General features: G+C 42.3%; 13 protein-coding genes. 9 read left to right on the forward strand and 4 right to left on the reverse strand.

Annotated elements, in window-relative coordinates; translation table 11 throughout:
• Window positions 1-3: 3 nt before the first annotated feature.
• The 3 genes from carA to PseudUWO311_RS17845 all read left to right on the forward strand — a co-directional run bounded on the left by carA (window position 4) and on the right by PseudUWO311_RS17845 (window position 3,533).
• On the forward strand, window positions 4-1,176 hold the full coding sequence (gene carA / locus PseudUWO311_RS17835; protein WP_142656587.1) for a glutamine-hydrolyzing carbamoyl-phosphate synthase small subunit: 1,173 nt from the start codon (window positions 4-6) through the stop codon (window positions 1,174-1,176).
• A 384-nt stretch (window positions 1,177-1,560) separates the two neighbouring features.
• Complete coding sequence (locus tag PseudUWO311_RS17840; RefSeq protein ID WP_142656588.1) at window positions 1,561-2,097, forward strand: tetratricopeptide repeat protein; 537 nt, start codon at window positions 1,561-1,563, stop codon at window positions 2,095-2,097.
• Window positions 2,098-2,438: 341 nt separating this feature from the next.
• Entirely contained in the window at window positions 2,439-3,533 is a 1,095-nt protein-coding gene (locus PseudUWO311_RS17845; protein ID WP_142656589.1) for a RuBisCO accumulation factor 1, read from the forward strand.
• A gap of 154 nt (window positions 3,534-3,687) precedes the next feature.
• Here the strand turns inward: PseudUWO311_RS17845 and PseudUWO311_RS17850 are convergent, their stop codons facing one another.
• Window positions 3,688-5,205: a UbiD family decarboxylase gene (locus PseudUWO311_RS17850; RefSeq protein WP_142656590.1), complete on the reverse strand. Its 1,518-nt coding sequence runs from the start codon at window positions 5,203-5,205 to the stop codon at window positions 3,688-3,690.
• 108 nt (window positions 5,206-5,313) lie between these two features.
• The gene (locus PseudUWO311_RS17855; protein ID WP_142656591.1) at window positions 5,314-5,637 is read right to left on the reverse strand and encodes a tetratricopeptide repeat protein; all 324 of its coding nucleotides are present in this window, start codon (window positions 5,635-5,637) and stop codon (window positions 5,314-5,316) included.
• A gap of 107 nt (window positions 5,638-5,744) precedes the next feature.
• Here PseudUWO311_RS17855 and PseudUWO311_RS17860 point away from each other — a divergent pair, with 107 nt between their 5' ends.
• Window positions 5,745-7,088 carry an IctB family putative bicarbonate transporter gene (locus PseudUWO311_RS17860; RefSeq protein WP_142656592.1) on the forward strand — a complete coding sequence of 448 codons (1,344 nt, stop codon included), beginning with the start codon at window positions 5,745-5,747 and terminating at the stop codon, window positions 7,086-7,088.
• Window positions 7,089-7,373: 285 nt separating this feature from the next.
• Here the strand turns inward: PseudUWO311_RS17860 and PseudUWO311_RS17865 are convergent, their stop codons facing one another.
• Window positions 7,374-9,617: an ATP-dependent helicase gene (locus tag PseudUWO311_RS17865; protein WP_142656593.1), complete on the reverse strand. Its 2,244-nt coding sequence runs from the start codon at window positions 9,615-9,617 to the stop codon at window positions 7,374-7,376.
• Between the two features lie 87 nt (window positions 9,618-9,704).
• On the opposite strand from PseudUWO311_RS17865, the gene PseudUWO311_RS17870 reads away from it, so the two are divergent.
• Window positions 9,705-11,282 carry a cryptochrome/photolyase family protein gene (locus PseudUWO311_RS17870; protein ID WP_142656594.1) on the forward strand — a complete coding sequence of 526 codons (1,578 nt, stop codon included), beginning with the start codon at window positions 9,705-9,707 and terminating at the stop codon, window positions 11,280-11,282.
• Window positions 11,283-11,309: 27 nt separating this feature from the next.
• Here PseudUWO311_RS17870 and PseudUWO311_RS17875 read toward each other — a convergent pair whose 3' ends face one another.
• A complete protein-coding gene (locus tag PseudUWO311_RS17875; RefSeq protein WP_142656595.1) occupies window positions 11,310-16,391 on the reverse strand; it encodes a diguanylate cyclase domain-containing protein in 5,082 nt (1,693 codons plus the stop codon).
• Window positions 16,392-17,184: 793 nt separating this feature from the next.
• On the opposite strand from PseudUWO311_RS17875, the gene PseudUWO311_RS17885 reads away from it, so the two are divergent.
• The 4 genes from PseudUWO311_RS17885 to PseudUWO311_RS17900 all read left to right on the forward strand — a co-directional run bounded on the left by PseudUWO311_RS17885 (window position 17,185) and on the right by PseudUWO311_RS17900 (window position 22,074).
• Window positions 17,185-17,616 (forward strand): hypothetical protein, encoded by a 432-nt coding sequence (locus PseudUWO311_RS17885; protein WP_223807627.1) that lies wholly within the window; start codon window positions 17,185-17,187, stop codon window positions 17,614-17,616.
• A 632-nt stretch (window positions 17,617-18,248) separates the two neighbouring features.
• Window positions 18,249-19,391 carry a glycosyltransferase family 2 protein gene (locus PseudUWO311_RS17890; protein WP_142656596.1) on the forward strand — a complete coding sequence of 381 codons (1,143 nt, stop codon included), beginning with the start codon at window positions 18,249-18,251 and terminating at the stop codon, window positions 19,389-19,391.
• A 280-nt stretch (window positions 19,392-19,671) separates the two neighbouring features.
• A complete protein-coding gene (locus PseudUWO311_RS17895; protein WP_142656597.1) occupies window positions 19,672-20,904 on the forward strand; it encodes a DegT/DnrJ/EryC1/StrS family aminotransferase in 1,233 nt (410 codons plus the stop codon).
• Window positions 20,905-21,036: 132 nt separating this feature from the next.
• A complete protein-coding gene (locus tag PseudUWO311_RS17900) occupies window positions 21,037-22,074 on the forward strand; it encodes a Gfo/Idh/MocA family protein (RefSeq protein WP_142656598.1) in 1,038 nt (345 codons plus the stop codon).
• Window positions 22,075-22,077 lie beyond the last annotated feature (3 nt).

Here is a 22,077-nt window from a genome sequence, read left to right on the forward strand (position 1 = left end):
GATATGGCAACAAAGCAAGCAGCAATTTTGGTCTTGGCAGATGGTACTTGTTACCGTGGCTATGCGTTCGGCGCATCAGGAACCACGATCGGCGAAGTAGTATTTAATACGGGTATGACTGGCTACCAAGAGGTAATGACCGATCCCAGCTACCGAGGTCAAATTGTAACTTTTACCTGCCCCGAACTTGGCAATACAGGCGTAACCCCCGAAGATGATGAATCCGATCGCCCACAGGTGCGTGGTGTAATTGCGCGTAACATTACGGCTGTCCCCAGTAATTGGCGATCGCGTCAGTCTCTGCCCGATTACCTCAAGGCACATAATGTTGTCGGTATTGCAGGGATTGACACTCGCGCCCTTACCCGCAAGTTGCGATCGCTTGGAGCCATGAATGGCGGCATTTCCACGGAAATCCTTGATCCTGAAGTCTTATTATCGCAAGTAAAAGCAGCTCCCTCTATGCAAGGTCAAAACCTTGCTCAAGCCGCCTCAACTGATCGCATTTATGAATGGGCAGACAAAACCTTACCTGCATGGGAATTTATCGAACCATTGCAGTTAACAGGTGAAGCGATGACTGTTGTAGCGATCGACTTCGGAGTCAAGCGCAATATTCTCCGCCGCTTTGCTAGCTATGGTTGCCGCGTGATCGTCGTTCCCGCAGATACCCCCGCCGAAAAGATTCTCTCCTATAATCCTGATGGAATTTTCCTGTCAAACGGACCTGGCGATCCTGCTGCCGTTACTCAAGGCATCGAAACTGCTAAGGCTTTGCTCGGTGCTGACAAGCCAATGTTTGGTATTTGCTTAGGTCATCAGATTTTGGGCTTATCAATGGGTGGCGACACCTTCAAGCTCAAGTTTGGACATCGTGGCTTAAATCAACCTGCTCAAAACCAAGCTGAAAACTCTGATCGCCGCGTCGAGATCACTAGCCAAAATCATGGTTTTGCTCTCACAGGTGAGTCTTTTGATGCATCTCCCGCAATGTTGACCCACATCAACCTCAACGATCGCACGGTCGCAGGACTAGAGCATAAAACTTTGCCAATCTTCTCGGTGCAATATCACCCAGAGGCTAGCCCTGGTCCTCACGATGCCGATTATCTGTTCGAGCGTTTTGTGAATTCCATGCGCGAGCATAAAAACAACTTCAAAAAAGTTGCTGTTTGAATCTTTTTAGTCAATAATAATTGTAATGTTTCCCGCTTTGCTAGGGAAATTATCATTGTTAACTGACATTATGCGGAATTTTTTCAAGTTCCTCATCCATATTACTTTTTGGGAGAGGGGCTAGGGGGTGAAGGTTTCACTTAACGTCAGTTATTAACTGATGTTAAGTGGAAGGAATTCCTACGATCCTCAAGGTTGGGGGCTGGCACGGGGGCACAGCCCCTACAGTTTCTAAAATTTTACAGGTAGGGGCAATGCCCCCGTGCTTGCCCTGTCACGCTAGCAGTAGGAGATTCATCATCTGCGTTCCACGTAACGTCAGTTATTAAATCTTTTTCAGTATCTAGAATTCACAACTTTATATTAGATAGGAAAGAATAAATTATGATGGCTTCATTATTAAAATTGCGTGGATTGCTGCTAATTACTCTAATGGGCAGCTTCCTTTATGCTTGCGAAGCTAAAGTAAGTGTGTCGGGCGGGACTGAGGTTAAGACGACCACAGAAACTCCAGCCGCAGTAACCAGTACCAAAGGTCCTACGGAAGAAGCTGCAAAACATTACAACAGTGGTGTTGAAAAAGCTAAAGCTGGAGATATTGAGGGGGCGATCACTGAGTATAAAGAAGCCATCCGCATTAGTCCTGACTTTGCTGAAGCCTACAACAATAGTGGAGCCGAGAAAGCAAAACTCAAGGACTATAAGGGAGCGATCGTAGACCTCAACGAAGCCATCCGCCTTACCCCTGAAAATGGCGACCCTTACTATACTCGTGGACTTGCAAAAGCACAGTCAGATGATTTGCAAGGAGCGAAGGCTGACCTTGAAAAAGCTGGCGAACTATTCAAGAAGAGTGGTATGGCGGAAAAAGCTAGTGCTGCAACCGCCGTAATTGAGAAAATCGAGAAACTTCCTAAGTAATAACTTTCCATTTCATTTACTTTCGTTGATTTATATTGCTCCTTTCCCAGTGAAGGATTAGCGTTGCGGCGCGAAGCGCCGCAACGCTAATCCTTGTTTTTTGATGTCTATTTCTTTGGTCGGAAGGGAGTAGGAGACTTTTTGAAAGTATTAGACAGCAACATTTTCAAAAAGTCTCTTGTTGTTCGTTTTATCTAAAATTGCTATAAGTATAAGTTCTTTGCGGTCTGCTTGAGATGTCTTCACCTACTTAACCCAGATGAGCGAGAAAATTTAACACCTAAAATGCGATGATGTTTATGCTGATCAATCTTTGCCTCATTTGATTTTGTATTACAACTATGCCGACCCCCGTACCCACACTTCCAACTGATTCTGAAGGACTTTTGAGACTCTTGCGCCATAAAGAAGGCACTTGGGTGCAGTGGGGGATTGCTTGCCAAATGCTACAAAAAATGGGCGAGAATTCCCTCGCAATTTTTGAAAATACGGGTTTTGAGCCAGTTCAACAAAATCAGATTGTCGTTGCTTCACAGGTTTATGCCAGCCTACAAGCAGGTAATGCTGCTGATATTGTGCTTGCCCATTTTGAGCAAAAGGGAAGTGACATTCTCAATGAGTTGCGTGTACTCAATCAGTCTGAAAGAGTAGCGATGGCGACCTTTGCCCTTGAGAAGAATCTTGATGTTTTGGAAGCCAAAGATGTCGTCAAGGCAATTAAAGAAGCTTCTTCAGTGGCAAATTTACCAGAAGGATTTACTCGCCACCCTGGGGATGCAGTTGTATTACAAGTCCTGAAAGCTGCTCAAGGAAAAATCGATCCGCAAGAACGCACAAGGTTGATTGCGCGGGGCTTGCGTTTTGCTCATAGTGAAAAGGCAAGATCGGCGATCGAACGGCTGCTCACTGACATGGCTAACCCTTCCAAAAAGAAAGCTCCCAAGTTGCCTAACTTTCGTTACGATTCCGAAGATAGTATCCCTCGCATTTTGCCTGTCGTCGGGACTTTGCCAATGTCAATTGATCAGTTCAAAGCAGTTCTATTTGCTGATGAATTGGCTCCTTTTGGGATTGTACATTCCTCTAGTGAGTCCACATGGGCAACTCTGCCAGGATGGTTTGTGGTTCATGAAGCGGAAGATGGAGTGATCGTTTCATGTAATACAGATACTTTGCAAGCATCGATCGCTCAAGAAGAGGTTGTTAGTACGATTCGCAATCGCGTTGAAGATGTTTTAGTACTAGTCGATCGCGCCCAACGTGATTGGGATGAAAACGGCTATTTTGCGATCGCTGATGAAGAAGGCAACCTCAAGTTTGCATGGTTTGAGTCTTCACCAGAGGTGAAGCTATTTGGCAAAATCACCCTGACTCTTCGTCCTAAACGCTTCTTCGACGAAGCCGCATCTCAAGATCGTTGGCAGTTTGAAGAATAATATCAATCTTTAGTTTGAGTGTGACCAAAAAAATGTAGGGGCAATTCATGAATTGCCCCTACATTTTTTACATTTCTTGATACATAGAACAAATCAAACTCCAAAACAAAAGTGGCAGCGCTTCGCGCCGCCACTTTTGTTTTGGAGTTTGAGACTAGTGAATGTCATAGCCAAACAAATTAGGATCGGCTCCATCCAGCTTCAAGTCAGCCAAACCATATTCAGCCCAACGGCGCGTCACCATAGCCGACACATCAGGATCGCTCTCTAATGGATCTCCCCAATCGCGATCGGTTTCGGGATAAATTTTGGTAGTCGCATCAATGCCCATACGTCCGCCCAGCCCTTCCTTCTCACAAGCAAAATCAAGGGAATCAAAGGGATTATCGGGCAAGATAAATACATCGCGGGTAGGGTCAACCTTGGAACTGAGAGCCCAAACTACTAAACGCGGATCGCGAATATTAATCGTATGGTCAACGACGATCACAAATTTGGTATAGGTAAACTGAGGCAAAGCACTCCAAAATGCTAGGGCAGCTCGTCTAGCTTGTCCAGGGTAAGCCTTTTTGATCGAAATAATCGCGGCTTTATAGGACAGCGCTTCCATTGGTAAGAAGAAATCGGTGATTTCGGAAACCTGTTGGCGAAGGATCGGCGTATAGATACGATTTAAGGCGATCGCAATCATCGCTTCTTCCTTGGGAGGCAAGCCACTAAAGGTAGTCAGATAAATCGGATCTTTGCGGTGAGTCATGCAATGGAATCTGATCAATGGAGCTTGATCATTAATACCGCCGTAATAGCCCATATGGTCGCCAAACGGCCCATCAGTTCCTACTTCATGAGGCGTAATCGTGCCTTCTAAAACATATTCCGCACAAGCGGGAACTTCTAAGTTAAGGGTTTTACACTTAGTAAGTTGTACGCCTTCATTGCCATAGAGTCCCGCAAAAATCCATTCTGATAGATCTATAGGAATTGGAGTTGCTGCTGCCATGATCAGAACTGGATCAACACCGATCGCGATCGCAATTTCCAGTTTCTTTCCTGCCTCAGTTGCTTTGCGTAAATGTCTTGCACCACCACGTACTGACAGCCACTGCACCGTCATCGTATTTTTAGACTGCTGCTGTAAGCGATATACACCCACATTAGGAATGCCATTCTCCACATCTCTAGTGATTACTAGGGCAAGAGTCACCGCCCGACCACCATCTTTAGGATAGGGCTTGAGAATGGGAATCTGATCGAGATCGACATCATCGCCTTGCAAGACAACTTCTTGGCAAGGCGCATTTCCAAATAGAACTTTTTGAGGACGAGACTTAACTACATCAAAGAGAATTTTGCCGAATTCGATCGCTTGAGAGATTTTTTTAGGTGGTTTTGGGCTTTGCAGCTTGCCTAATTTCATGCCAAGTACTTCTAATTCCGATTGCTCCTTCATGCCCATAGCCCAGCAGACGCGCTCCACTGTGCCTAATAGATTTACTGCAACTGGAGTTTTGTAACCCTTGACATTCTCGAATAGCAGTGCTGGCCCCGCCGACTGTAAAAGACGATTGCTAATCTCTGCAATTTCTAATTCAGGATCGACAAGGGCTTGAACGCGATGAAGTTGTTTGCGTTCTTCGAGCAGATTGAGAAACGATCGCAGGTCACGGGTCATAGGAATTTGGTGGTGCTTTGGCAATTAGTCAGTAGCTTATTGTAACTAAATGTTACGCCTCCAAATCCAAAAAAAGAGGAAAGGCAGCGCGAAGCGCCGCCTTTCCTCTTATAGCCCTATAGTTTTGGCGTATTCACAGTCAGCATTTGCCCCTTCAGCATCACCAAGTTTTGCCTTGGCTAAGCCCCGATTAAAATAGGCTGGTGCAGCATCAGGCGCAAGTTCGATCACCTTGTTATAATCCTCGATCGCACCAGCATAGTCTTCGATCTCAGAGCGATCGTAGGCGCGATTGTAGTATGCCTCAGCATAGTTGGGATCGATCGCGATCGCGGCGGTATAGTCGGCGATCGCACCCGCAAAATCTTCATTCTCGGCACGTTCCATACCACGATCATTGTAGGCTTCTGCGGAGTCAAGTTTGTCCGTCATTGCTTTAAAAAATAATTACTGCCTGTGCTTTTCTTCTAAGATACAAGGTGTAAGGTCGCTTAGACCTAATATTTTTGCGCTGTCCATAACCAGTTAATTCTCCCCGTATGAATTCCAAGCTCAAACTACCATTTCTCCATGTCTACAATAAATTTTTGCAGTTAATTAGCCCATTACAGGCATGGCGTGATGGTAGCCGATTATTAGGTGCGAAATTTTTGGGCGGTTTGTTAGTGATTCTCATCGCCACGTTGCCTTTTCTAGAAAATGCTCAAACTGGGGTAATTGGGGCGGCAGTAGCGCTCGCATGGTTGATGATGTGGCTTAGCGATCGGCGTGATGTCGAGGATCAATCAGTACCAATTTGGACACCGATTCATATACCTTTGATTAGCTATTGGGCGATCGCACTTATTGCCACATTAATTTCACCTGTGCGCGTAGCTGCGCTTGATGGCATGGTCAAGTTGACCATTTATATGCTTGCCTTCGTATCAATGAGTCGAATGATGCGCTTAGGTTGGCGTTCTATTTTGATTGCGACTTATTTAGTCACTGCTTTGATCTCAAGTGCCTACGGGGTGCAGCAATGGTATCTTGGTGCACCCGAATTAGCGACATGGACAGATCCCACTTCAGAAGTTGCGGGTATTACCCGCGTCTATAGTTTTCTGGGTAATCCCAACTTATTTGCAGGCTTCTTGATACCAGCATTGCCGATGGGGATAATTGCTACGATTTACTGGCGTGATTGGGGCATGAAAGCTTTGGGTGCGATCGCCGCAGTTACGGGTGCGTTCTGCATTACGCAGACTCAAAGTCGGGGTGGTCTGATGGGACTGGCAGCCGAAGGTTTTATCCTAGTTTTGCTGTTAGTTTATTGGTGGGGCAAGCGTTTGCCGACTTGGACTTTGCCAGTTACTTTCGGCGGAACCGCAGGTGTGATCGCTTTAGGGACAATTCTTGTACCGACATTGCGTAAGCGGGTTGGCAGTATTTTTGGAACCGAAGATAGCAGTAACGCCTTTCGGGTCAACGTCTGGCAGGCAGTATTTAATATGATTAAATCCAAACCAATTTTAGGGATTGGACCTGGGAATAAAGCTTTTAACCTAGTTTATCCGCTCTATCAGAGATCGGGCTACAGCGCTCTGGGGACTTATTCAGTGCCTTTAGAGATTACCGTTGAGACAGGAATTATCGGCGTAATTTGCTATGGTTGGCTAATTTTCACGTTCTTTCGCCAAGCATGGATTGCGCTGAATCGCTTGAGAAGCGATCGCGATGCCAATGGCTTATGGATTATCGCCGCGATCGCGACCATCGTGGGCATGATGACACATGGCTTAGTCGATACAGTTTGGTATCGACCTCAAGTTCAATTACTCTGGTGGCTAGCGATCGCAATCGTTAGCAGTTTCTATATAGCTCCAACCAAAAATGCAGAATAAAAAAGTGTTATTTAGAGAATGCTGAAGAAATTTTTTACCATTACTAAGTTCTTCTTGCCGAGAGGTACTGTACTTATACCAAATCAAGAAAAGGCGTAGCCACTTCTTGATTTCAAAAACCTTACTGGGTTTTAATATCAATTCACGAAAGTGTGACAACATTTTTTTGAATTGATATTAAAACTTGATCGACGTATTTACGTCTTTTTTGTCTTCACAAAGTCAGTGTTTCAGAGCCTAGAATTTTACCAGTGCATTCTTCAACCATGCGAACTCAGCCTGTTATCACCATGAAATAAGCTCAGGAAATTTACGGGCTAGTTCGGTAATCGCAGGACAGATGGCAGCATTCTCAGTACGATTTTCTAAGGTGTTCCAACTGAATGGCGCGGACTGAGCTGCCGATAGCCATAGTAGTTTTTTGGCGCGGGTCATGCCGACATAGAGCAGACGAAACTCCTCAGCTTGTTTGAGGTAACTGCATTGCTTCCAAGCTTCCTCAGCATTAGGCAGGCGATCGCTATGGACAATCGCTCTAATCTGTGCCCGCGTTACTTCAGGCAAGCCAAAATCTCCTAAGAACTTTACAGACTCAGGAATATAAGCTTCCCCTGGACAAATGCGTTTATGCAGAAAAGGCATGAATACCACATCCCAATCTAGCCCTTTAGATTTATGCAAACTGATCAGCGTCACCTGACCACCAGTCATATAGCGCCCTTCCAGATTCTCATCTTCGACCGCTTCAAAGTTTTCTGACTCGACAATTTCTCGTAATGACTCGATTACAGTTTGCATCGAATAACTGCCCACAAGTTGCTGATTGAGTCGATCGCCTAATTTATCTGCCGTTGCTAATAGCCCTGCCTCATCGTCATAGAGGGTAAACGCAACAAATGGAATTAAGTTATATAACGGAAGTTCGATTTTAGCGCGAAGTAAGCCGATACATTTTGCTTGAGTTTCCTGTGCGAGTTGCGATAGCACAGGATCTAACAAGGTCGGATAGAGAAACTTCTCAGGATTACTGGCGAGGGCATTAAGATCTTGCAAGGATGAAATTTTTTGGCGATCTTTGAGAACTTCCAGTGCTGATTTGAGATTGTCAGGCGAATGAGGACGCTCCATAAATTGCAAAATCGCCAACATATCCATCGGCACACGCGATCGCCGATCGCTTTGTTCGACATCGTAGATTTTAATTTCATGCTCTTTGGTTAGCCATGCTAAAGACTCAGCAACGAAGCGACCTTGATTATGCTGACGTACTAAAATCGCCATACTGAGTTTAGGATCTTGTTCATGTAATTGCTTAATGCGATCGCCGATCATCGTAATCTCATGCTCGATATCATCGACAGTATTTGGCAGATAGATTTCTACACCCTTGCCTATTGGTTCAGGATTCGCATTTTTTTGCGGATCATCCGCATCGACAGGAATAATTCTTTGCATCCGAAAGGGCTTCTCAATCTTGGCATATTCCGAATGATTGACCCAGTGCAACATATAGTTTGCGACTTGCATCAGGTTTCTAGTGCTGCGTCCTGCTTGGTCAAGAGTCGAGAGTTGAGAATTGATATGGCAGCGATCGCAAAATTCATTAAAAAAGCGCGGATCAGCAGGGGTAAATGTGGAGTTAATCGCTTGGTTAGGATCACCAACCCGCATCAGGTTTTTGCCCTCAAGAGGATTCTGAGCCAGAATCTCCAACAATTCTGTCTGCAATGGCGAAGAATCCTGCGCTTCATCTTCAAATACAGCAAAAATCCGCTCTTGCCAATATTTACGAACGCCTTCATGTTTCAATACGCGCAACGCCCCCAAAATCATATCGTCATAATCAATCGCTCCTTCTTGCCGTAACAATCGCTCATAGGTTTCATAAAGTCCCGCTGCGATCGCCAAAATATCGCCGCCATCGGGTGCTTCGGCTTCCCGTAACTGCATCGCGCTTAATCCAGAGCTTTTAGCGGTAGCGATCGCTTCTCTCGCTAAGCTCGGTAATACATCAGTCCGCAACACGGTCTGTCGCCGTAACCGCTCAGTATCTTCGCCGTCAAAATTTTTACCTTCTAGCAATAGGTCATAGAGCTTGGGATTTTCTTTTACCCAAATATTTGTAGCATTCCGAATTAATTTCTGTTTGAGAGATTCGGAAATAATCTTAGTTTCGCCTAAGCCAAATCCTGATAGCTCTCGATGGGTACTGGCAATGTTATAAGCCAAGCTATGCAATGTGCTAACTGTAAAAGAACTTTGCGGCAAGCGCAGGTTTTTGAGATGATCTGATACTTTTTTGCGAATGTTACTTACTGCCGATCGCGTAAAGGTGACGATGACCAATTGCTTTTGGCGATGCAGATTGAAATTGGCGATCGCGATCGCGGCGGCTACTGCCATACCTGTTGATTTGCCAGCCCCTGGCACTGCGGACACTGCCAATTCGCCACCACTCCAGTCTGCCATTGGTTGCTGTCCTTTACGGAGGATTTGGCGTAATTCATGGAGAGCTTCAGTGGTGACCATAGCAACTTTGGCAGATGTACATCACGCATTTTATAGCAAGCTGGGAAAGGCTATAGTGTTTTTTAAGCAATCAAGCTGTGTTAAAACATGATAGAAACTGCTCGTGAATTTCTTACGCAAATCAATAATTTACCGTCTCTTGAAAACAAGTTAAAAACTAGCGATCACGCTCTATTTGTTCTGCACGATCAGCTAAATCTTGATGTATTTCCTAAGGAATTACTTGACCAAAAGCCATTATTAGTCTTTGTCGAATCCTTAAAATATGCGACAGTAATCCCACACCATAAGCAAAAATTGGTTTATATCCTTAGTGCTCAGCGCCACTTTGCGATCGCCTGTCATAACCAAGGCTTTACTGTATTGAATTTATTTACGCAAGGTTTTCATGCGGATGCGATCGCAGAGTTTTTGGAAAAATATCCCCAGATTAATCTTACTTACATGCAGCCATCAGAATGGGATACGCGAGCGCAAATGACGGCTTTAGCAGATAAATTTGGCGATCGCGTTACCTTAATTCCCAATAACTTTTTCATTGCAGATGCGGATAAGTTCAAATCTAAAATCAAAAAAGGTTATCGCCTAGAAAATTTCTATCGAGAACTTCGTAAGCAAACTGGCTACTTGATGGCAGATGGGAAACCCTTGGGAGGTATATGGAATTATGACAAAGAGAATCGTAAATCTCTACCCAAAAATGTCTCTATTCCTAAGATTCCTGTAATAGAGCCAGATGTGATTACGCAAGAAGTAATCGAGTTAGTCAAAAACTACTTACCCGATAACTTTGGAAGACTAGACCAGTTTGGCTATGCGGTAACTCGCGATTGCGCCCTAGAGTTAGCTCAAGCATTCATCACAACTCGCCTCGCAAATTTTGGAGCCTATGAAGATGCAATCAAAGTTGGTGAGCCATTTTTATTCCATTCTGTATTATCGCCCTATCTTAATAATGGTTTGTTGTTGCCACAGGAAATCTGTGAAATGGCGATCGCAGCTTTTGAACAGAAATTAGCGCCTCTAAATTCCGTTGAGGGCTTTGTTCGGCAGATTTTAGGATGGCGTGAATATATTCATGTCTATTACGAAGCCCAGATGCCCCAAGCTAGAGAAAGCAACTATTTTGAATTTACTAACGATTTACCGCAACTTTATTGGAATGCAAATACAGATTTACTCTGTCTTAAAGATGCTGTTACCCATGTCTTAAATCATGGCTATTCGCATCATATTCAAAGACTGATGGTTCTGAGCAACTTTAGCAATCTCACAAACACAGATCCGCGTCAGCTAAATCATTGGTTTTGGCTTGCCTATATCGATGCTTACGAATGGGTTGAACTTCCTAATGTCATAGGCATGTCTACCTTTGCAGATGGTGGCATACTTGCATCAAAACCTTATATCTCAGGCGGTAGTTACATCAATAAAATGAGTAACTGCTGCTCACAATGCAAATATGATGTGAAGCAAAAGACAGGCAGCTGCGCTTGTCCATTTAATTATTTATATTGGAATTTCGTTGATCAGCATCGTGATAGCTTTGCTGAGAATGGAAGAGTGTCGCTAATGACTAATGTTTATGAAAAGAAAACTGAAGATGAAAAGCTGGCGATTAAAGAATCTTCAATTCATTTTATTGTAAATTTGGATCGTGGCTAATGAGAGTGAATCCCCAATTAGCCTGAACTAAGTTGGGGAGTTGAAAATATATCGATCGCGTCCCTGTTGTTTAGCCATATACAAAGCCTCATCAGCAGTGGAGATGAGCATCTTAGGAGAGCAATCTGATGAGGGGATGACGGAGCTAATCCCTAAACTGATCGAAACAATGTCACGTACCTCTGAACGCTCGTGAGGAATAGCTTTATCCCGTAGTGACTTTTGAATGCGCTCGGCGATCAAGATCGCCCCCTTATGATCGGTATTAGGCAAAATGATCACAAACTCTTCACCTCCGTAACGCGCCACGAGATCAGCAGACCGACTACTCCCCTCCTTGGCAGCTTGAGCAACTTGAATTAGACAAGCATCTCCCGCCTGATGTCCATAGCAATCGTTATAACGTTTGAAATAATCCACATCAAATAAAATTAGCGAGAGGGGCAATTGTTCACGTTTGAGACGATGCCATTCTTGATCTAACTGTTGATCGAAGTAACGACGATTAGCCACTTGCGTGAGTCCATCTAAGGTCGCTAGACGATATAGCTCTTCATTGGCAGATTGCAGTTCAGCAGTCCGTTCTGCAACCTTTTGTTCTAGAGTGCAGGTGTATTTCATCTTCTCGGCATAGAGTTGAGCGTTGGTAATTGCGATCGCAGCCTGACCACTGATTAATTGTAAGAACTCAATATGGTTACTCTTGAAGGCGGCGATCGTCACTTGATTCTCCATGTAAACCACGCCCACTAAATTCCCTTGATTGATGAGGGGATAGCAGAGAATAGACATGGGATGCACCGATTGGATATAAGGATCTTGAGTGAAGTCTCCGATATGGGTTGCATAGTCAAGGACAACACTTTCTTGACTGCGGGTCACATAATACAAAACCGACTCTGGTAAGACCTGATTAATCGCTTGATTTGGGGAAATGTTTGCTTGCTCGCCACTAATATAAATGGCGATCGCTAAGTTCTCAGATCGTTCTACAGGCGAATCTATGGGCAATAGCAAGCAACCCGTTTGCGCTCCTGCATTTTTTAGGAGAATTCGCATTAAGGTTTGAACGAGGTCTTCGAGGACAATTTCACTAGCGATCGCTCGCGATGCTTTCATCACCGTAGCTAAATCGAGATCGGCTCCAGAATTTCTACCGTCCAGTGTATTCAAAGTATTCAAGGTAGTATGCAGGAAGCTTGAGGAGGAACTACTCACGGGCATATGTAATAACTGTGGATATTGGCTATCAAGCAGTTTGACTTTAGCGATCGCCCCCCAACGTAAATAGGCATGACGCGCTTCCATCATGTAGGTTCGTGCAATCGTTAACTTGTTCCAGTTCCGATAGAAATTAGCGGCAAGCTCGTTAGCTAAAGCTTCCTCTTGCAGGTATTGATTTTGTTTTGCTCCTGCGATAGCCAGATCGTAAAGTTCCATCGCCTGTTCTTTCTGCTCTAGTACGCGACAGATTTCTGCCTCGACTAGTTGCCATTTGTGCAAGTGATTCATCGGAGCATGATCTGCCCAAAACTTTAACTGAGATTGATTATCTTGAATGCGTTGATATTGACTTTTTAAACCAACTTCAGAATTGCCGATCGTCGCTAACAAAATCAAAGAGTCATAAAAGTAGAAGTTAGCTTTGCAAATAATCCCCACAATCGAGGTAACGTAGGATCTGGCTTGAGTAATATCGTTGTTTGCATCAATTAACTCTTCCATTAAAAACCTTAAGAAAGCACGATGTAAATAGAAGAGAAATAATCGTAGCCAACTGTTTGCAGCTAGAGATTCGGCAATTAATTTTTCTGTTTGGGTAATTTGAGCAAAATGCTCTTCTACCTTATTGGGATTGTCTAGCAAAGCAGCTATGGCAGCCTTAATGATTTCGCAATAGTTTGCATTAGTAATCTGCTTAAGATAGTGTAACTGTTGTCCATAGGTATTAACTGTCGTTTCTATCTCTCTAAAAGCGAGTCCACTCCAGAAAGCATTAACACAATATCCATAGCCACAATAGCCTGTATGTTCAAATTTTCCTGTTTCTAATCCAGTTTGATAACCTTCCTGAAGGATGGGCAAGGTTTCGTGAAGATGGAACTGGCGATGGTGCAGAAATAATCCAATCGGAACCAAGGTTTCCGCACGAATATCTTTGGATTCGGGTTTAGACGCGAGATGATAGGCAAGGCGGCTAAACTTTATTGCCGAATCAATGTCTTGTAAGTTGATAATCAGAAAAACTCCATAGGCAGCATAGCTAAAAGCAGACCTAGGACTATTGCCATATTGGATCGATAAACGTACCTGAAAGGTCATCACCAAGGGATAGATTGGTGCGCTCAGAATATGGCAAGCAGGAATTGTCATAGCCGCAATCTGGGTCATGGCAAGAGCTTCAGGGTCTCGCATCGCAGGCAAGTCACCCAAATCAGCAATTACGCGATCGCCGATTAAATTTTTGATCTGTTGAATTGCCTGTAGTCCTAATTCGGACGTAATCACTTCAGGAAATTGCACTCCCAGTTTTTGGAGAATTACTTGAGAAATGGCGATCGCCTCAGTAAATTGATTCTGAAAAGATAAAGATTGAATTTTGATAAAGTAAGCGGGTACTTGATCAAGGATGCTTTTAGCATGGTGAACGATCGTATTCAAGTACAAATCCATGCGCTCAAATTTCCTACATAGGGATGCAGTTTCGGCGGCAAGCTCATGTAACTGTAAAGTCATTGCATAATGCTCTTGCCAAGATGAACTATCCAGCAAGCCTAGTCCAACTTCGGCATATTCATAGGCGGCTTGATAAGCAGTTGCTAACTTGGCTTTGCGACTTGCCAAGAGATTGAGTTGGGCTAAGCGATCGCGTTCAGGTTGATTAGTGATTAAAGCAATACCATAATTGAGATGTTTAACTAGCGTAAAAATCTGTTCGGATTGGGTTGCCTCTGACCAATGTTGCAGCAATAACTGACCAATGCGATAGTGGGTGGGGTTACACTCCTGTTCAGGGATGAGGGCATAGGCGGCTTGCTGAATGCGATCGTGTCCGAATTGATAATCTTGAATCAGGATATTGTCATCAAAGGGCGATCGCGCGATCGCAAATCCCTGTTTGATGGCAAGTTTGAGATCCTCGAAGATATCCTGTGCAGGACGATTTTGGACTAGTGAGAGGGTGCTGAGATCAAACTCTGTACCTAAATAAGCAGCTATTGATAGGACTTCCTGCACAGATTTGGGGAGTTTCTGCAATTGCCCAACCATCAGTTCCACCACATTATCGGTGAAACCCATTTGCTCAATTTTGTCTAATTCCCAAACCCATTCCCCAAAGCTATAATTAAAACTCAGTAAGTTCTCATTGTAGAGAGTTTTGAGAAACTGATTAATAAAAAAAGGATTGCCCTCAGTTTTGCGGATGACTAATTCGGCTAAACCTTTGATATTGAGAGTCGGTTGATGCAATGTCTCGGCAATCAATTGCTCGATTTGCTCAATTGCCAATGGTGCTAGCGTAATCCGTTCTACATTAACTCCTTTATCCTGTAATTGATTAATTATTAAAGTCAGGGGATGACCTGCTGACACTTCATGATCACGATAGGCGGCGATGACCAATAAATTTTGAATTTGGCGATCGCCTAACAGCTTTTCCAACAATTCTAGAGTCGCAAGATCCGCCCACTGCATATCATCGAGAAACAGCACTAAAGGATGTTCGGGGCTACAAAACACTTGGATAAATTGTTGAAATACTAAATGAAATCGGTTTTTAGTTTCAGCCGCGCCTAACATCGGCACGGGCGGCTGAGCACCGATGATCAATTCCAGATCAGGAATGATATCTGTGATCACTTTGCCATTGCTACCTAAAGCGACTACTAAGCGATCGCGACATTGTTGCAGTACTGCCTCCGATTCACCTAGTAATTGTTTGACTAGCTCCGCGAATGCATGAACTAATGCTGAGTAGGGAATATTACGTTGAAACTGATCGAACTTGCCCGTAATAAAATAGCCGCGCTTCGCGGTAATCGGTTGATATAGCGATCGCACGACTGCTGATTTACCAAGCCCAGAATAACCTGTGACTAATACTAATTCAGTCTTGTGACTCTCCCTCTTTACTTCTAATGCTGGAGTCGCAACCCGTTCAAATGATGATAGGAGTTGGCTGATTTCCCGATCGCGCCCATAGAGTTTTTGAGGAATTTGAAATTGATCGGGGATATCAAATCTTCCTAGAGTAAATTTTGCGATCGCACCTGTTTTCTCCCATTGCACACAACACTCCTCTAAATCCGCCTTTAATCCCCATGCACTTTGATAACGGTCTTCGGCATTTTTTGCCATGAGTTTGTTGACTATCTCCACTGCCATTGATGGAATCTGTCCTTTCTTTATCTCTAATAAAGAATCTGGCTGTTTGGCAATATGGCAATATATCAACTCCATCGCATCAGAACTTTGGAAAGGTAATCTTCCTGACAATAATTCATAGAAAGTTACTCCTAATGAATAAAGATCAGTCCGATAGTCTAGCGATCGGTTCATCCGCCCAGTTTGTTCAGGTGAAAGGTAGGGTAATGTCCCCTCTAAAGTGTTTGGAGATTGCAGTACGGGATTTTCTCGACTGAGTTGGGTAGAGATGCCAAGATCAATCAGTTTGAGTACCTTTGTTTTTGGATTAAAAGCGATATTGGCAGGATTAATATCTTTATGGATAATTGACTGGCTATGGAGTTGACCTAGGGCATTTGCTAGCTTGAAAGCTAGCATAAAAAATAGATCTAGTGGTAATCCCTGAGAATGTTGTTTTAATAATTGAGAAAGAGAAATACCGCCAAAATCTTCTAAAACAATTACGAGGGTTCTTTGCCATTCTTCTAATCTAAAGGCTTTGATTACTTTGGGTAGTTGTAGATGATATGTAAGATGATATTCTTGGCGATAACGGCGAATTTGTTCTGGGGTTGGATATTCTGTTTTTAAAACTTTGAGGATTACTAATTGACCATCTTCTATATGTCGAGCATTATATACTTGTGAGCTTTCACCATCATAGATTTGCTTTAATTCTTCGTATTTAGAAAAAATGCTCATTGGCTTGCTTAATAAATAGATAAATAGTTTAAATATATAGCAATTCTATCGTATTTATAAGATTAAATATGTTGAGAGAGTATTCACTAATATTTAGTTATTGTGCAGCTATTACTGAAACTTCTGGGGCGTTCTTGCTTTCAAGTTTAGTAGACTAACCTGATTGAAAACTCTCATTAGTATGTCTGCGTAACTTGCCAGTAGCAATTGCTTGATAAAGATCAGCATAAGCTTGAAATTCAAAAATGTATAAACAAATGATTCCCGACTTTTTCGGCGCGATCGCAGATAGCTTTTACCAGCCATACAAAAAGTTGGGAATCTGGGCATTTACAAGTTAGTTACTTTTGTTCAAATAAAAAGCGGCAAAAGAATCAATTACGGGCTTCAGCCTTTGACGAATGGGTGATTAACCTTGATAGCGGTTCCGCAACTCGCAGAAAACTTACTCAATTTATCAAACGCATGGTCGAGTTATCCCAAAAGATTGACTTAAAAATTCGTCTAGTTTACTATCCCTTTTATCCATCAAAAATAATCCTATTAAACGCTGCTGGGCTGCTCTATCGCTTTCATTGCTATAGAAAATTATTGGCATGGTACGATTCTAGATTAAGTTAATGTTGCTGTAAGGTGAGCTAGTAAAATGTTTGGCAACATTCTGATACTTTACCCAAATGGAATATAACCATTGTTCCTAATTGATTGGCATCTTATTTCCTCGCAAGTCCATTTCTGACGACAGTCTATTACTAACGATTTACCACAACTTTATTGGAATGCAAATACAGATGTGCTCTGTCTTAAAGATGCTGTTACCCATGTCTTAAATCATGGCTATTCGCATCATATTCAAAGACTGATGGTTCTGAGCAACTTTAGCAATCTCACAAACACAGATCCGCGTCAGCTAAATCATTGGTTTTGGCTTGCCTATATCGATGCTTACGAATGGGTTGAACTTCCTAATGTCATAGGCATGTCTACCTTTGCAGATGGTGGCATACTTGCATCAAAACCTTATATCTCAGGTGGTAGTTACATCAATAAAATGAGTAACTGCTGCTCACAATGCAAATATGATGTGAAGCAAAAGACAGGCAGCTGCGCTTGTCCATTTAATTATTTATATTGGAATTTCGTTGATCAGCATCGTGATAGCTTTGCTGAGAATGGAAGAGTGTCGCTAATGACTAATGTTTATGAAAAGAAAAGTGAAGACTAAAAGCAGGCTATTCGGGAATCATCAATTCATTTCACAAAGAATCTAAAACGTAGGTATTATGAATAAGCCTTAATGTTTGTAGTGACGGAAGCGCAGCAAACCTCAAAATTGCTAGTCTATTTCTCAAAAATTAAGACTATGCTCATACTGAGCATAGTCAGATAAAATCATCCAGTTTCAGGGAGTTTAACTGAGAGAGAAGAAATGAAGTAACTTATGTATAACTTGATTTGTAACTTATGTATAACTTAATTTGTAACATATGTATAACTTAACTTGTGTTCTTTCAGTTTATAGTCGTATAATATTATAAATTTAAAGCTTAAAATTCACACAATTCATACAATAGAGGCAAGAGTAAATATTAGAATAGTTTTTGATAAAGTAATCTGTAATTAGACTTGTTGGATAATAACAATTAAAATTACTGAAATCGTTGCCCAGATAGATTCTTAAAGATTTTAAGTCTATAGTGCTAAAACTCTGCCCAAACTGGTTTTCAAGGCTTTTAGAGCTTATTGCTCAACAAGTCTATTGATTACCTGTCATATAAAATTACTGCAGGGATTAATTAGTTTGTTTCTAATCATCCTAAAAACTACCAGACAATCAGCTCTCTAATTATTAAAGTTATGACTTCCTCTAAGACCTTAGAATTAGATACATCCTCATCCTCTGAATCTCATGTTGAAAAAGACACATCACTGCCAAGTGATGCAACATTTTTATCTGAAAAGCCACTAGTCTCATTGATTGTTCCAGCTTACAATGAGTCATCTATTATTGAAGCAAATCTGGCAATTCTTTGTGAGTATATGCAGTCCCTAGAGGCTAATTACCAATGGGAGATGATTATCATTAACGATGGAAGCAGAGATGACACTCACGCAAAGGCGTTAGAATTTGCTAAGAGTAGAGACAACATTTTGGTACTACATCATCGCATTAACTTTGGGCTTGGTCAGTCTTTAAAATATGGTTTCAAGAATTGTCAAGGAGATTACATTGTTGTTGTTGATTTAGACTTGAGTTACTCAGTCGATCATATTGGTGACATGTTAGATCGGATTGTCAAAACTCAAGCTCGAATAGTCGTAGCTTCACCATATATGCGTGGTGGTTCTATTTCTAATGTGCCTTGGTTACGAAAAACTCTGAGCATCTGGGCTAATCGATTTCTATCTTTTACTGACAAGCGTAGTCTGGCAACCTTAACTGGGATGGTCAGAGTTTATGATGCTAGATTTTTGAAAAAAATCAATCTTAGATCGAAAGGAATGGACATCAATCCAGAAATCATTCATAAAGCAAGACTTTTGGGTGCGAGGGTTGAAGAAATTCCCGCTCATCTTTGTTGGTTACCCCAGAAAGCGAATGAGGTCAAAAGAATCTCTAGTATGAAGATTGGTTGGCAGATAGTTGATGTTTTGCTATCTGGATTTTTATTTAGACCTGTAATATTCTTTCTCATTCCCAGTCTCATATTGTTTTTACTTTCAATCTATGCCAACTTTTATGCATTTTTAAGATCTTGGTCTAATTACAAAGATCTAGCATCGTATCAGCAATTTCCAGATTTTACCGAAGCTATTGCAATGGCATACAATCAATCACCTCACACCTTTTTTATTGGTGGTGTGACACTGATTTTAGCTATTCAAATGTTTAGCTTAGGTACTTTATCTATGCAGAGCAAAAAATATTTTGAAGAAATATTTTTTCTTGCCTCTTCTATCTATGAAAAAAAGCAAAATGATAGTAGTACTGAGAACTAGTCTAATATCAAAGACATGGCTAATTGACATGCCTTTATATTGGTAGCTGTAATTTTTGATAGCTCTGAAAACCTCGTAGTAACTAAGTCTTGCCATTCTTGATATTTTGGCTGATTGCTGAAATAGGGCAGAATATCTCTGAACTTGGAATTACGTCTTAAGCTATTAAGATCACACAAATCAAGGGTTTACTTTTCATCTATGTAAGTTTTACTTGTTTTGTAACATCAACACCTTATTTGTTTTCGAGAAATAACTTTTTTAAGGAGCATCATTTAAAATGACTGAATCTGCATCAACTCTCAACAAGATGATTCAATTACCCTCTGACCAAGATGCGTCTGGACGTACTCTCGGCGCAGAAGAAATCAAGCTACTGTCTGAAGCTATTCATAGCGGTACACTCACTAGCACAAAAGGAAATTTTGTTAAAACGCTTGAAGAAAAGTTTGCCGCTTTAATTGGTGTTAAATACGCTTATGCATGTTCTTCGGGGTCAGGTGCAATTCATACCGCGATATGTGCTGTTGATCCTGAGCCTGGTGATGAAATTATCACCACTTCAATTACTGATATGGGAGCTTTGACTCCTATTCTCTACCAAGGCGCTATTCCTGTATTCGCTGATGTCGATCCCAAAACTTGGAATGTCACGGCTGAGTCGATTGAGGCTTGCCTAAGCGATCGCACTAAGGCGATCATTGTCACACATCTATTCGGCAATCCTTGCAACATGACAGAGATTGTCGAACTAGCAGAATCACGCGGCATTCCTATTATCGAAGACTGCGCTCAGTCATTTCTCGCTGAGCATAATGGGACAAAAGTTGGGGCGATCGGTTCAATTGGATGCTTTAGTCTGCAACAAGGTAAGCACATTACCACTGGAGAAGGCGGGATTGTCACCACTAATGACGAAGCTTTTGCACGGCGTATGTTTCTATTCGTAAACAAGGCTTGGGGCTATGGAGATCCCCAACCCGATCATTATTTCCTCGCTCTCAATGGTCGGATGTGTGAGTTGCAAGGAGCCGTAGCAGTTGCCCAGCTTGCAAAGTTAGAAGGAATTGTTAAGAGTCGTCAAGTTGCTGCTGACAAGTTGACAGCTAAGTTGCAAGGACTAGATGGAATTGCAACTCCTCTGATTGATCCCAGAAACACCCATGTTTATTGGAAGTATTGCCTGAGCGTCGATAGCGCAAAAATTGCGGATGGAGCTGTCGGTTTAGCGAAAAGTTTGAAACCGAAAGGAATTTTCTCAGCACCACGCTATATCCAAAAGCCAGCTTTCATGTGCGAGATTTTCCAAAAACAGCGCACATTTGGCAATTCTCGCTTCCCATTTACTTTAGCTAGACCTGAAGCAGTGGATTATGATGCCGCAAAATTTGCTGGGACTTATGCTGGACTAGAAGCTGTGTTGGTTTTACCTTGGAATGAGCGTTACACCGATGAGCATATCGATTATATTGCTGATGCAATTCACGAATCTGTTAAACAACTGAGCATTTAATGTTGTGTATTAGGGATTAGATATCTCGTTAAATTCAAATAATTTTTGAAAAGCTCTATCTAATTTAGAAAGCTTTTCAAAAATTATTCTTGCTTTACAAACTAAATAATTTAAAGTTAAACAGAAATAATCATGTCAACTGCAAAATTGAGATTTGGTCTAATTGGTGCTGGCGCGATCGCGCAATCTTACGTCCAAGCGTTTGAGAGTAGTGATATTGCCCAACTTGTAGGTATTGCCGATGTGGATCTTCCCAGAGCACAGTCTTTAGCAGAGCGTTTAGGATGTCAGAGTTTCTCCTCCTACGAAGAATTGCTAAATGGCTTTGAGATTGAAGCCGCAATCATTTGTACTCCTCCAATTACCCATTTGGAAGTTAGTCGATACCTACTAGAGCGCAAAATTCATGTTCTTTGTGAAAAACCACTGAGCGTCAACTCAGCCAGTGCCAAGCTAATGCTTGAAGCTGCAAAACAGGCTGGTGTGATTTTGACAATGGCTTCTAAGTTCCGCTATGTAGAAGATGTGATTCATGCTAAGCAGATTGTTTCGTCAGGCATTCTAGGCGAAATTGTCCTGTTTGAGAATGCTTTCACAGGTCGCGTTGATATGAGCAAGCGGTGGAACTCTCAACCACAAATCAGCGGTGGTGGCGTTCTAATTGACAACGGTACGCATTCTGTTGATATTATGCGGTATTTTCTTGGCACTCTGGCTGAGATTCAAGTTGTTGAGGGCAAACGCATTCAAGGCTTGGAGGTTGAGGACACCGTGCAGATTTTTGTGAAGAGTGCAAGTGGTGTACGTGGAAATATTGACCTCTCTTGGAGTATCAATAAAGAGCTAGATAGCTATATCCGTATATATGGCTCTCAAGGCACAATTTCTGTCGGTTGGAAGGAATCTAAATATCGCCAAGCTTCCAGTCCTGATTGGATTGTATTTGGTAAAGGCTATAACAAAGTCCAAGCATTTCGCAGCCAGATTGAGAATTTCACCAAGGCAATTAGAGGTGAAGAATCACTGATTATTACTGCTGAAGATGGACTAGCCTCCGTAGAAGCTATTGAATCAGCCTACGCTGCCATGATGCAAACTAGTTGGACTCCGATCTCTCGCAAAATGTACGGTTTGCAAAGCAACGAAGCTGCTTCTGTAGTTGTGGGGTAAATA

It is taken from the genome of Pseudanabaena sp. UWO311 (assembly GCF_006937785.1).
Classification (GTDB): Bacteria; Cyanobacteriota; Cyanobacteriia; order Pseudanabaenales; family Pseudanabaenaceae; genus Pseudanabaena.